The sequence below is a fragment of the Algoriphagus sp. genome (assembly GCF_029254265.1).
Lineage (GTDB): Bacteria > Bacteroidota > Bacteroidia > Cytophagales > Cyclobacteriaceae > Algoriphagus.
The window spans coordinates 150,866-163,435 of the sequence record NZ_JAQWXX010000132.1 but is presented as its reverse complement, the minus strand read 5'-3'; the positions used below and the strand labels follow the sequence as shown (position 1 = coordinate 163,435).

Genomic DNA, 12,570 nt, shown 5'->3' with positions numbered 1-12,570 from the left:
AACTCTCCATTGTAAATTACTATATACACTATTTGACTTGGCACACCGAAGTGCCCAAATCTTCTCTTTCTTTACTCAGGTTACTATTTTTTTTCGCCTTACATCATTTCAAAGAACTTTTCCCTTTCTTTTAAAGGGTTTGTGAGGATCGTTTTCCCCAAATGCGAGTGCAAATATCGGGATTTTATTTTTGATTCAAAGCTTAATTTGAAAAAAAATAAAATCTTTAATTTTTATCACATTTCAATTTCTGTTTCCGCTTAAGTCTTTCCTCAAATGGGAGTGCAAACATAGCTCAGTGAAGCATATTTCACAAGCCTTTGCCAATCAAAATTAAAAGTATTTTAAAAGATTTTTTCTACCCCTTCAATATCAGGCTTTTGATTTTTTAAAAAGTGGAACTGTACTGCATGGTTCACCATACATTATGCTTTTGGCACGATCCTGAATCAATGATACAAGTCTTCCGTAAGCAAAAAGTGGAATCGGAAAATTACTACATCCTTTGATTACGACTGGTCTATCAGTAAGAGATACCAAATCAATTTTACCCAAAACCAATTCAGAAATTAAAACCTCTAGCTCTGTCAAATCTCCAATCACATATCCTTTACTTATAGGAGTAAGATAGGTAGCCACTAACATAAATGCCCAATTTGGAACAATCGCATCAGCAGAACAGATAATAGAAACCCATTTATCAGAATAATCCTTCCACTCCACTTCTTTCAATGCAGATCTAAATTCCTTCTCTCTCAACACAAACTCCTGAAATAAAAAAGGCTTCAAATCAAAAATCACCCGCTCTTCTTTGGGGTAAATCTCTTCCAGATCTATTGAAACTATAGGACTTTGCGTAACTCTATTTACAATTTCACTCATGATAGTAAAGGATTCTTTTTAGCCTGAAGTGCTTTAAACTCTTTTAGATAATTGGGAGCGAAATACGCCAAATTAACAAATTCTCCTCTTTCAAATTTTTCAAACGCCAATATCCCCATATGTATAGCGTCAATTTTTGTATCAAGAAAAGTAGCATTAACATGAGAGATTATTTGACTTACCTTTTCAACCCCATCCCCCACAAAGTAGGTAGGTCTCTCTTTCAGAATCTCATGATATGAATCCTTATCAATCAGTGCCGATCCTAAAGAGACAATGGATTTTAGATCTTGATTAAACACCTGATGAAAAACCTCCATTCTTCGAGCGTCTAGAAGAGTAACAATATAAGCATTGTCTGAAATCCTGCTTTTGGCAGCAATAGCTAAAATCTTCAACGTAGAAATCCCAATTAGCGGCAAGTCCCATGCAAAGGCCAGTCCTTTTGCGGTAGAAACACCTATTCGAAGACCAGTATATGAACCCGGACCTTCTGAAACGGCGATCGCATCCAACACCTCTGCTTGAAACTCATTTCTTTCCAAGAGCTGCTGAATCATAGTCATCAACCTCTCGGAATGAGCTCCGGGAACTTCGATGGATTCAGAATCGATTAAAATTCCATCTTGATGTAGAGCAATTGAACAGATGGGAGTCGAAGTCTCTATAGATAGAATAAGAGCCATTTTCAACTATTTAGCAGAGGCGGTCAGTGTTAATTTAAATTTTTCTGGCTGATTGAAATATTCTTTTGAAGCCAGAATATCAGGATCTTTGACCAAACCCGCAGCTATCATTCCCTCTTGAAAATAATACCTAGAAATAATTTCCTCTGAAAGTATTTTCTGGATTTCCCCTTTATAAGTAATCAAATCTTGCTCCTTGCTATGATTAACGCGCTTTTCTAAAGCCTCAATTTGATCCTTGATCTCAGGGTAATAATCCACTTTTTCAGCATTCTTTTTCATATCCTCCACGGACTTTTCCAAGTAGGTGGTATAGTCATATTCTTTCCCTTTCAGCCAATTTACAAAGTCATTGTAATCTTCTTCAGAAATAGAAAACGAGGTTGGATCAGCGATTTCCGAATGCTTATAAAAATATTCAGTTGCAAAATCAAAAATATGATTGCGGGCAACCAAGCTGTAAGAAATAGGTTTATAGCTAACTGACTCAACTTTTTCATCGGGTTCTATTCCAGCACCATCCAGAACTATCCTACCATTTTTAGTTTTAAATTCTTTCCTAAGTGAATCTGGTACAGAAGTCAGCTCTCCGTTTTCTCGACTCTGCATATAATCTATAGCTTGAATACATCTTCCGCTTGGAATATAATATTTGGCAGTGGTGATTTTCATCTGCGCATTATAATTAAGGGGGATTGTAGTCTGCACCAAGCCTTTTCCAAAAGACTTTCTCCCCACCAGAACTGCCCGATCATAATCTTGAAGGGCTCCCGCAACAATCTCAGATGCACTTGCACTTCGCTCGTTAATCAAGACGATTAAAGGAATATCTTTATCTATAGGAGTCTTGGTTGTTTTATAAGTGAAATTGACGTTTTCTAACTTCCCAATAGTCTTTACTACTTCCCTTCCTTTCGGAATAAAAATATTCACAATCTCAACAGCCTCATTCAAAAGTCCTCCAGGATTATCTCTTACGTCGAGAACTAGGCGCTCTATTCCCTGGCTTTTCAAATCTACTAGCGCGTTTCTAACTTCGTTTCCCGCATTGGTTGTGAAATCACTTAGTTTGATATATCCAGTCTTTGAATCAATTTTTCCGTAATAAGGGACATTTTTAATCGCGATTTTTTTCCTTACCACTTTAAAGTCTAGGGTATCATTATTTCTCTTCACCCTCAAGAAGACCTCGGTATTTGCTGGACCTTTCAAAAGTGTGGAAACCTCGGCTGTGCCCATACTTGTCACAATTGTAGTATCTACCTGAATAATATAATCTGCGATTTTCAACCCTGCATTTTGAGCTGGAAAACCAGTATAGGGCATGATTACCATATTGCCTTCTCCACGATTACCTATCACTGCTCCGATCCCGGCATATTCTCCTGTAGTCAGCATTCTGAAGTCGTCTGAGTTTTCCTCTGGAATATATTCCGTATAGGGATCCAACTCTTCCAACATGGCATTGATACCAATTGTCACCAACTGATCCGGGTCAATCTCATCTACATAATAGGAATCCAGCTCCCGGACCATCGTAGCAAAAATATCTATGTTCTTAGCTATCGCAAAAAGTTTATCGTTTTTGAAAGTGAAAGCTAGTACTCCTGAGAGTAGCACTATTCCCAAAAGGGCAATAATCCCTGCTTTTTTTGTTGTTTTATTCATTCTTTGAATCGTTTTGATCAATGATGATTGATATCTTTTTGAGAATTGGGATGATTTTGGATTCCAAATTGGTAAATTCCATTAAATTCGAGGATACATAAACCAAGCCTATAGAAATGTCTTTAGCCCCTAAGTTAAGAAGTGATTTATTTAACCTGTAAACTTCTTTTATCCTCCTTCTTACCAAATTTCTTTGGGTAGCTTTTTTTATTTTCTTCTTTGAAACGGAAAAAAGGACTTGAGCAGTTCCATTCCCCTCCTCCTTTTTAACATAAAAAAGGACTTTAAATGGGTATAAAAAAAAAGAGGAACCTTCGTTAAAAAGTTCCTTGATAAGTTTATCGGCATGAAGCCTTTCACTTTTTGGAAGTCGATAATTCATCGCAGATACTGTAGTCGTATGTGAACATACGAAAATCAGTACAAAGAATTACTTCTTCAATGTCTTTTCAGAAGAAACACTCAACTTGTGTCTTCCTTTTGCTCTTCTAGCCTTCAATACTCTTCTACCGTTAGCAGAAGACATTCTTTCTCTAAAGCCGTGCTTATTTTTTCTTTTTCTGCGCGAAGGTTGAAATGTTCTTTTCATGATCGAATATCTTTATCTAATTGCTTTCTAATTTGTAAATACCTGGATTACCCCCCAAAAAGGACTGCAAAGATAAGTACCATTTCTTTAAATACAAGCCAAGCAAATAAAATTGTTTCCAATTCGAATTACATGAAAATCAATTACCATTTCAGTTGCAAGAATCCCGCTTCACAATTTATCCAAATCGAAATAAAACTTTGTGCTGTGGATAGTGATCAGGTTATACTCCAAATGCCCAGTTGGCGACCAGGTAGATATCAGTTAGCCGATTACGCTCAAAATGTACGCTTTTTTCAAATTAAAGATTTTGCCAATAATCCAGTTGCTTTTGAAAAAGTATCCAAAAATCAATGGAAATTCTTAGCTAAAAATGAACAGGATTATTTAATAAGCTACGAATATTATGCAGCAAAAATGGATGCCGGTTCCTGCTGGGTAGACGAAAGTCAAATTTATCTCAACTTCGTAAACTGCTGCTTGGAGGTTCTAAATTTTCCGGATTTGAATTATGAGCTCTCTTTCGACCTTAATCCCCAATTCACGATCGCAACGACACTTACTCCAAAAGAGGTAAACAAATTCAGTACTTCCAATTTTCAAGAATTAGCTGATTCCTCATTTTTGGCTTCACAAAATTTGACTCGTTGGGAATATTTGATCGATAAAGTTCATTTCAACTGCTGGTTTAATGGAGAAATTCACTTTTCGAAAGAAGAGTTTTTAGAACAGTTTCAAAGATTTACCCAAAGGCAAATTGAGGACTTTGGAGAATTCCCAGAATCTCAGTACCATTTCATATTTCAATTACTTCCCTATCCGCATTATCACGGAGTAGAGCATAAAAAGGGAACGGTGATCACTTTTGGGCCTGCGGAAAGCCTCACTGACCCAAGTCAGATGGAAGAGCTTTTAGGAGTGAGTTCCCATGAATTGTATCATGCTTGGAATGTCTGTAGGATTCGACCCACCGAGCTATTGCCATACGATTTTTCAAAAGAAACATACACCAATGCTGGCTGGATGCTAGAAGGAATAACAACCTATATGGGTGATTTGTACTTATTGAAATCCGGGGTCTATTCGTTAGAGACTTATCTAAAACATCTCGAAAAAATCATTAACCGAGAAGCTCAAAATTTTGGATGGAAAAATTATACCATACTTGAATCCAGTATGGATCTTTGGCTGGATGGCTACCAGGCTGGCATTCCAGATCGTAAAGTAAATATCTATTCTCATGGTGCGCTAATCTGTCTTTGCTTGGATATCATGCTAATGCGAAGAAATGGATGTTCATTAGCTGACGTAATGAAAGCTGCTTGGGAAAAGTTTGGAAAAAGGAATAAGGGGTATTCACAGCGAACATTCTGGTCTATTTTTTTAGAAAAAGCGCTGGATGAAAGTGAGTTCAAGCTTTTTTATGAAAAATTCATTGCTGGAAAAGAAGACTTACTGGAAAAAGTCAAAGCACTCACCCCACTTCTAGGGTTGGAATTAATCTCAGATCCGAAAATTAATCCTCTGGCATCTAAGGCGGGGATCTTAACTTCTAATGGCAAAATCACAAAAATACACCCTGAAAGTGCTGCTTATAAAACCCTAATGATAGGGGATGAAATCAGTTTTTCACTTTCGGAAAAGTCAGTTGAATTAGAAGCAAAAAGATCAACTGGTCAGCTTATTCGTACTACTTTCGGGTTTAGTGATCAGGAATTTTTTCCTTCCTACACTCTAAAAAGAAATGAGGAGACAGATCTTCGAACCAAATGGATGAACTAAAAAAGGGAGCCTTTTGAGCTCCCTTTTCATGTATTCAAAATTAATAATTAGAAATCTGCATCTGTTATAGCAGGGTTGATTTCAAGATTAGTCACCTTAGCCTCAAGAGGCACTGGGATCATTGCTGATTTGATAGTCCACAGCATCGGAAGTAGGACACCGCTTTTTTCCTGGTAGTCACTAAAGAATGTATCACCACTGGCTGGATTTTCGTTTTTAATTTTTAATCCAGTTTCTTCAGAGTAGAAGTTTACCAGTTTAGCCCCGTTTGCAGAAGCAAAAACAACTTTATAAGCCGCAATTCCATCTACGTCTTTTAGCCCTTCCAGTGTAGCAGTATACCCTTTTTCGGCATACCAAGCCTCAGGGAATAAATAAGCATTGATCATAGCTTCTTCGAGTTGAGCACCAGTTAACTGCATGCTTTGACCTTGAGCACTTATCTCAGCTGCTCCATCTTTGATTTTGGTTGCTTGCATTACATTACCCATCACTGAGGTTTTTTGCCCATAAGCACTGTTTTCAGCGTCAAATACTATGGCAATGCTCAACGGATTACCCATCACATCTGCCTCCAACGTCATTTTTGCAGTTTTAACAGCCTGCGCTGCAGCCTTTCCTCCAATTGCATTTAGGTAATTCTCGATCACGTTTTCTGCAGAGATATTTGCATCAACCATTTTCATTTCTTTGGCCGGAAAGCCCATATTATCATACATAGTCACTTCGCCAAACTGAGCAAGTTTATCTTTGATTTCACTTGCATTTCCTACTGCAGTAATGTAAAGCTTATCTGGATCGATTAATTCGCGGGCAGTTTCGTTAATATCTTCTACCGTCAATGCATTCATTTTTTGCAGATAAGTCGCATAGTAATCTTTAGGAAGATTATATCGCTCAGTATTTAGTGCAAAATTTGCGATCGTCGAAGGACTTTCCAGTGATCTGCCAAATGATCCTGCTATACTTGCTTTTGCCAATTCCAATTCTTCTTGAGTGATTCCATTATCTACCAAGTTGTTGATCTCGTATATAAATTCATACACTGCAGAATCGGTTACTTCATTTCTCACTGAGGCAAATGCTGAGAACTGACCAACTAGCTTATCTGCTGAAATTGAGCTATTCGCCCCATAAGTGTATCCTTTATCCTCACGAAGATTCATGAAAAGACGGGATGAAAATCCTCCTCCAAATATCTCATTCAATAGTCGGCTTGCTATGTAATCCTCATCTCCTAGCGTCAAGTCAATCGGTTGGGCGATATTGATCACAGTTTGTACTGAGGAACTTCTATCCACCAAACCGACTGCATTTTTTGAAACCGGAGCTGGCTTATTGTAAGTAAATGTCGGAACTTCTCCCTTTTGCCATTTCGCAAAATACTTATTAACCACTTTCTCAGCTTCAGCTTTGTCCATATCTCCTACTATTGCCAGATATGCTACGTTTGGCTTGAAGAATGTTTCGTAGTAAGATTTGATATCAGACAATTCTACATTTTTCACAGTCTCTTCGGTCTCAACTTCTCCATAAGGATGATCTTTTCCATAAACAAGAGCTGAAGACAGTCTGCCAGAGATCGAATTAGGATCGTCTTTAGATTGCGCCAAACCTGTCAAAGTTTGCTTCTTGAGCTTGTCTAGTTCCTCCTGAGGAAACTTAGGATTGTACAATACGTCAGCCATTAGATCCAAAACTTTATCCTGATGCTTTTTAAGAGAGGATGCAAAAATCGAAGTTGATCCAGCTGAAAGGCTAGCTCCGATAAAATCTATCTCCTCATCCAGCTGATCTTTAGTCCGGCTTTCAGTCCCAGCCATCATCATTTGACCCACAAGGCCTAATAATCCAGCTTTATCACCTTCCATTATCGGATCACGCTCTAAAACTAGAGTAAATGAAACTCTCGGAAGTTTATCGTTTTTAACGACAAACACTTTTAAGCCATTATCAAGCGTGAAGGTCTCTGCCTCGCCAATTTTGATTTCTGGCGCAGGTCCTGATGATGGTAATTTACTTCGGTCTACCTGGGCAAAGCTCATCCCAGCGACCAAAAATGTCAATACAAATGCTATTGCTATTTTTTTCATGTCTTTTTTGATTATTAGGAGAAACAATTACTCAGTTGACTGAGCTGACTTTGGAAGGTAATACAACACTACCCGTCCATTCAGATCCAAGTATTTTTGAGCCACTCGCTGAAGATCAGCCTTGGTAACTTTACTATACATCTCCATTTCTTTGTTGATGTACTCAGTATCACCAAAAATCACATGAGATTCTGCCAAATTTTGGGCAATTCCAGCCATGGATGAATTTCCACTCACCAAATTGTTTTCCATGATGTTTTGCAGCTTCGCAAAATCCTGATCCGAAATACCTTCGTCCTGAACTTGCTTTATCAACTTGTCCACTTCGGTTTCCAAATCTTTTGGTTCAACCCCCATGTTGGTAATACCATACATGATAAATATGCCACCATCCTCCAATTCTAGAGGAATTGCTGCCAAAGCAAGTGCTTTTTGCTGCTTATCTACCAATTCTTTAGTCATCAATGAAGAATTACCACCTGTTAAATAAGTAGAAAGCATCGAAAGGGCATAGGAATCCTGATCAGTTCGCTTTGGAAGGTTATAAGCCTGAATCACAGCAGGAATCTGAATATTGTCATAAATGATATCTCTAATCTCAGCAGTTTTCTTAGGCTCAACGATATTTGGTCTATAAATCTCTTTAGTACCTCTTGGGATTTCAGAAAAATATTGTCTTACCCACTTTTCAGTTTGGGCATAATCAAGATCTCCCGCAATAGTCAAGGTGGCATTGTTTGGCACATAGAAATCCTTGTAAAATTGCTGAAACTCCTCGATAGAGGCCGCATTCAAATCATCCAAAGACCCAATAGGTGCCCAACGGTAAGGATGAACTGTGTATGCTCTTTTTAAAGTTTCGATAAGGATAGATCCATAAGGTCGGTTATCATAGCTCTGTCGCTTTTCTTCTTTTACGACTTCCCGCTGTGTTTCAACTCCTGTCTGATCTACTTTGGATTGTAGCATTCGCTCACTTTCCATATAGAGCGCTAGCTCCAACTCATTTGATGGAAGCAACTCATAATAATAAGTGATGTCATTTGAAGTGAATGCATTCAGCGTTCCACCACGACTCTGAATGATGTTCATATACTCTCCTCTTTCAATATTAGGTGATCCTTCAAACATTAAATGCTCAAAGAAGTGAGCAAATCCAGTACGGTCGGGTTGCTCATTTTTAGAACCTACGTGGTAAAGAACCGAAGTTATCACAATAGGAGTAGTCTCATCTTGGTGCATGATCACATGCAGACCGTTGTCCAAATCGAATTCCTTGTATTCGATTTTCTTTTGAGCAAGTGCAGGCAAGGTCAACATGCCGGCAACTAAGCCCAAAGCGGTAATTTTTCTCATCATAATCAAATTGGGTTTGTTTTCAATAAATACACTTAAAGTTAAAATTGTTTCAAAAATACCGATAAAGCACCATTTTAAACTTCTTAGCTCTCATCAGAACCTTTTATCACAATTAATCCTCTAAAAAATAACATTATAACCAAACTAAAAAATTTTTAGTGTGGTTTTAGAAAAAATTAACCCGAAACAAATTGCCTCGGGTTAATTTTTTTTAAGGATTCAATCTTGCTAAGATATCTTTAGCCTCATGCCATTGTAGTCTGGGACCAAACTGGCTAACAATTTTCGAACTGGCCATTGATGCTAATTTCCCGCTTGATGCATAACTGTGACCATTTGTGATCCCATAAATAAAAGCGCCTGCAAACATATCACCAGCTCCATTTGAATCTATAGCCGTGGTCTCATAAGGTTCGATATCGATAAATGTATCTCCATCAAATATCATCGCTCCATTTTTACCTTGCGTGATTACAAATCGCTTAGCCACTTTTTTCAATTCCTCCCGCGCTTCCAAAAGATTGTCATTTCCTGTGAACAGCATCGCTTCTTCCTCATTGGCAAAAAGTAAATCAACACTCGCTCCGATCACAGCATCAAAAGGTTCTCTGAAATACTTTACCATCGCAGGATCAGAAAAAGTCAAAGCTACTTTGACTCCATTTTCCTCCGCAATCTTCTTGGCATGAATCATCGCTGCTTTCCCATTTTCAGAAGTAATCAAATACCCTTCGATATAAAGATATTTTGAGTCCTTGATCGCAGCTTCATTTACATCAGCGATGGAATAGGTCTGAGTGATTCCAAGAAAAGTATTCATGGTCCGCTCCGCATCTTCGGTGACCATTACCAAACATTTCCCTGTGATTCCTGACTCAAGTTGATCCACATTTAGATTGGAAGTCACCCCAGCTTCTTTCATATCATCCATGAAAAAATGCCCCAACTCATCATTGGCAACCTTGCAAGAATAATATGATTTGCCTCCAAACTGACTCACCGCAATGACTGTATTTCCGGCGGATCCTCCACACTGTTTTTTAGCTGAAGCGGTAGGAATTACTTTCATCAAGGCATTTTGTCTCTCTTCATCGACCAATGTCATCAGGCCTTTTTCTACACCATTTTCAGAAAAAAACTGATCAGTAACTTTAAATTCAATATCTACTAAGGCGTTTCCTATTCCTGTTACGTCGTATTTTTTCATTCTTATTTTTTATTGGAAAATTTTAAAATTGAAATATTGGAAAATTGGATTCAGAGGTTAACGGTACTTCATTATTTGATATTCAGCATTCTTCATTCAAAATTTTAAGATTAGGAAATTGTGCCAACAATACTTTCAATCTCGCATTTCGAACTTAGTATTTCGTCAATCAAAAATTCGATGCCGCTCGAAAGGTTTCTCTCTATCAAATAAATACCGGTAGGTATGATGGGTTTTATAAATATCAGCTAAAAGTTGTTCACAGACTCGCATCATCTTTGGATTGAAGTCTCCAATCCAGTTCATCTCTATGGTTTTATATTGAAAATCACTTTTCCCACTCATTTTGTCATATTCTACTACCATGGCACTTTCTACGCCTTTTCCTTGATGCTCTGGCACTACGCCAAACACCAATCCCAACATTTTATTAGGTGGAGAAAAGGTCTTGTACCAAAGGAATTTGAGTTTTCCGATCAGATCCATTTTCCCATTTACATGCTTGAAAATCTGATTAATCTCCGGAATCTGAATAAACATGGAAACGGGCTCTCCTTTATAAAAACCAAAGTAAATTAACTTCGGATCGATGATCGGTTTCATCTTTCCAAACATCAGTTGCGCTTCCTTTAGCGCAATAGTTTTACCCATATGCCGAGCCCAGGCTTTATTATACACCGTCATAAAGTATTCCGGCGCTTTTTCCTGTAGTTCTTTTCCTTTTATATACCGAAACGAATAATCAGGATCTGCAATGACTGCATTTGCACGCTTGATCATCTTTTCATCAAAGCCTACATTCTGCACATTTCTGGCATAGGTGAATTGCTTGAAGTAAAGCTGAAAGCCATAATTCTCAAAGAATTCTTGGTAGTAGCCAAAGTTCCAGGGCATATTGTAGTTCGGCTCCGTAAATCCATCAACCAGTAGTCCCCACCACTTATCCCGCTCTCCAAAGTTGATCGGGCCGTCCATGGCTTCCATTCCCTCGCTTTCCAACCAAGCTTTTGCGGTATCGAAAAGTAAAAATGCGGCTTCCTGATCTTTGATGCATTCAAAGAAACCAAGGCCCCCGGTAGGCTGCTTTTCCTTCATCTTAGGATTGATGAAAGCAGCTACTCGTCCTATGGTTTCACCTTTGTCATTTTGTAAAAGCCAGCGTTTAGCTTTGGCACCATTTCGAAAAAGCTTGTTGGTTTCTGAATGAAAAAGTCCTTCGATATCAGCATCCAAGGGTCGAATCCAATTTTTCTCATTTTTATAAAGACGCACCGCCATCTCAATAAACTCCTTCTGATGGGCAGGCGTGGTGACTTCAATCAACTTCATTCGGGGGATTTTAGTCTGCTAAATTAGGAAAAGGGAGTCAAAGGGCAAAAACTAACGCTTCGGAGCCAAATTCGGATAATCTGTGATAATCCCATCCACACCCATTTCGAGAAGCTTTTCCATCTGAGGAGTAGTATTCACGGTCCAAGGAATAATTTTCATTCCTTTTTCTTTTAGCGTCTGGATGATTTCAGGAGTTAAACCCACAAAGTAAGGTGAGAAAATCTCCGGTTGAAAACCCAATTCCTCCAGATCTGCTTTGTAAGTTGCCGCATTCTCCACCAGCATGGCTAGCGGAACATCGGGATAAGTCGCATGAATATATTTTAAGACCCGAAAGTCAAAAGACTGGATATTCACCCGCTCCCAGCCTATCGATTCGGAAATCAGCTTGACCACTTTGTCTGAAAACTCGCTTACTTCAGGATGATAGATCCCATCTCCCTCCGGACTGCTTTTAATCTCAATATTGTAGCGTGGCGCAGGAAGATTCATATCCTTGGCGTATTTCTCAGTCACCACAAAAACATCTTTTAAGAGTGGTTTGGTGGCAAAAAACTTGACTTGCTGCGGAAATCCCTGATGAACTTTAGTTCCACAATCGAATCCCAAAATCTCACGATAAGTCATTTCATACAGATTGTAAGAATGATCTTTCGCATCAATCGTGGCTGCATCCGGAGTCAGGCAAATCACCGGATTCATAAATGGCTCGTGTGAAAGAATCACATCCCCGTCTTTGGTGATTGCCAGATCCATTTCCAGCGTCGTCGCACCAAGATCCATCGCTTTGATCATGGCAGGAATGGTATTTTCCGGCATCAAACCTCTACTGCCCCGATGGCCTTGAAGGTCGTAAGAGAATTGAGCAAAAACAGTCATGGGTAAAAGTGCGAGCAGTGAAAGAAGGATTTTTTTCATACTTTAAAAATAGAAGGTTTAACCGAGACTTGCCAAGAACTCCCAAATGTTTAA

Annotated in this window: 11 protein-coding genes; 1 reads left to right on the top strand and 10 read right to left on the bottom strand. The window is 38.6% G+C overall.

Features of this window, described 5'->3' with window-relative positions; all coding sequences use genetic code 11:
* Positions 1 to 372: 372 nt before the first annotated feature.
* Genes P8O16_RS20105 through rpmH form a run of 5 tightly spaced genes read right to left on the bottom strand, consistent with a single transcriptional unit; the run spans position 373 to position 3,825 of the window.
* Entirely contained in the window at positions 373 to 882 is a 510-nt protein-coding gene (locus P8O16_RS20105) for a DUF2480 family protein (RefSeq protein WP_300318050.1), read from the bottom strand.
* Complete coding sequence (tsaB, locus tag P8O16_RS20100; RefSeq protein ID WP_300318047.1) at positions 879 to 1,568, bottom strand: tRNA (adenosine(37)-N6)-threonylcarbamoyltransferase complex dimerization subunit type 1 TsaB; 690 nt, start codon at positions 1,566 to 1,568, stop codon at positions 879 to 881. Before tsaB ends, P8O16_RS20105 begins: the two co-directional genes overlap by 4 nt.
* Before the next feature lie 6 nt (positions 1,569 to 1,574).
* Positions 1,575 to 3,236, bottom strand: coding sequence for a S41 family peptidase (locus P8O16_RS20095; protein ID WP_300318045.1), 1,662 nt, complete (start codon positions 3,234 to 3,236; stop codon positions 1,575 to 1,577).
* A complete protein-coding gene (rnpA, locus tag P8O16_RS20090) occupies positions 3,229 to 3,618 on the bottom strand; it encodes a ribonuclease P protein component (protein WP_300318042.1) in 390 nt (129 codons plus the stop codon). The genes P8O16_RS20095 and rnpA overlap by 8 nt, the downstream gene beginning before the upstream one ends.
* Before the next feature lie 48 nt (positions 3,619 to 3,666).
* Positions 3,667 to 3,825 (bottom strand): 50S ribosomal protein L34, encoded by a 159-nt coding sequence (gene rpmH, locus P8O16_RS20085; protein ID WP_074226946.1) that lies wholly within the window; start codon positions 3,823 to 3,825, stop codon positions 3,667 to 3,669.
* Positions 3,826 to 3,957: 132 nt separating this feature from the next.
* Here rpmH and P8O16_RS20080 point away from each other — a divergent pair, with 132 nt between their 5' ends.
* Positions 3,958 to 5,607, top strand: a complete 1,650-nt coding sequence (locus P8O16_RS20080) for a M61 family peptidase (RefSeq protein ID WP_300318036.1) — start codon at positions 3,958 to 3,960, stop codon at positions 5,605 to 5,607.
* A gap of 47 nt (positions 5,608 to 5,654) precedes the next feature.
* Here P8O16_RS20080 and P8O16_RS20075 read toward each other — a convergent pair whose 3' ends face one another.
* The 5 genes from P8O16_RS20075 to P8O16_RS20055 all read right to left on the bottom strand — a co-directional run bounded on the left by P8O16_RS20075 (position 5,655) and on the right by P8O16_RS20055 (position 12,516).
* Positions 5,655 to 7,700: a pitrilysin family protein gene (locus tag P8O16_RS20075; RefSeq protein ID WP_300318035.1), complete on the bottom strand. Its 2,046-nt coding sequence runs from the start codon at positions 7,698 to 7,700 to the stop codon at positions 5,655 to 5,657.
* Positions 7,701 to 7,727: 27 nt separating this feature from the next.
* Entirely contained in the window at positions 7,728 to 9,056 is a 1,329-nt protein-coding gene (locus P8O16_RS20070; RefSeq protein ID WP_300318054.1) for a pitrilysin family protein, read from the bottom strand.
* A 214-nt stretch (positions 9,057 to 9,270) separates the two neighbouring features.
* Positions 9,271 to 10,266, bottom strand: a complete 996-nt coding sequence (locus tag P8O16_RS20065; RefSeq protein WP_300318033.1) for an adenosine kinase — start codon at positions 10,264 to 10,266, stop codon at positions 9,271 to 9,273.
* Positions 10,267 to 10,431: 165 nt separating this feature from the next.
* A complete protein-coding gene (locus P8O16_RS20060; RefSeq protein WP_300318031.1) occupies positions 10,432 to 11,595 on the bottom strand; it encodes a hypothetical protein in 1,164 nt (387 codons plus the stop codon).
* Between the two features lie 51 nt (positions 11,596 to 11,646).
* Positions 11,647 to 12,516 (bottom strand): glycerophosphodiester phosphodiesterase family protein, encoded by an 870-nt coding sequence (locus P8O16_RS20055; RefSeq protein ID WP_300318030.1) that lies wholly within the window; start codon positions 12,514 to 12,516, stop codon positions 11,647 to 11,649.
* Positions 12,517 to 12,570: the final 54 nt, after the last annotated feature.

Excerpts from the sequence above, each read along its gene's own strand:
- rpmH (WP_074226946.1), bottom strand. The coding sequence starts at position 3,825 with ATGAAAAGAACATTTCAACCTTCGCGCAGAAAAAGAAAAAATAAGCAC.
- P8O16_RS20080 (WP_300318036.1), top strand. The coding sequence starts at position 3,958 with ATGAAAATCAATTACCATTTCAGTTGCAAGAATCCCGCTTCACAATTT.
- P8O16_RS20095 (WP_300318045.1), bottom strand. The coding sequence starts at position 3,236 with ATGAATAAAACAACAAAAAAAGCAGGGATTATTGCCCTTTTGGGAATA.
- P8O16_RS20105 (WP_300318050.1), bottom strand. The coding sequence starts at position 882 with ATGAGTGAAATTGTAAATAGAGTTACGCAAAGTCCTATAGTTTCAATA.
- P8O16_RS20055 (WP_300318030.1), bottom strand. The coding sequence starts at position 12,516 with ATGAAAAAAATCCTTCTTTCACTGCTCGCACTTTTACCCATGACTGTT.
- P8O16_RS20075 (WP_300318035.1), bottom strand. The coding sequence starts at position 7,700 with ATGAAAAAAATAGCAATAGCATTTGTATTGACATTTTTGGTCGCTGGG.
- rnpA (WP_300318042.1), bottom strand. The coding sequence starts at position 3,618 with ATGAATTATCGACTTCCAAAAAGTGAAAGGCTTCATGCCGATAAACTT.
- P8O16_RS20070 (WP_300318054.1), bottom strand. The coding sequence starts at position 9,056 with ATGAGAAAAATTACCGCTTTGGGCTTAGTTGCCGGCATGTTGACCTTG.
- P8O16_RS20060 (WP_300318031.1), bottom strand. The coding sequence starts at position 11,595 with ATGAAGTTGATTGAAGTCACCACGCCTGCCCATCAGAAGGAGTTTATT.
- tsaB (WP_300318047.1), bottom strand. The coding sequence starts at position 1,568 with ATGGCTCTTATTCTATCTATAGAGACTTCGACTCCCATCTGTTCAATT.
- P8O16_RS20065 (WP_300318033.1), bottom strand. The coding sequence starts at position 10,266 with ATGAAAAAATACGACGTAACAGGAATAGGAAACGCCTTAGTAGATATT.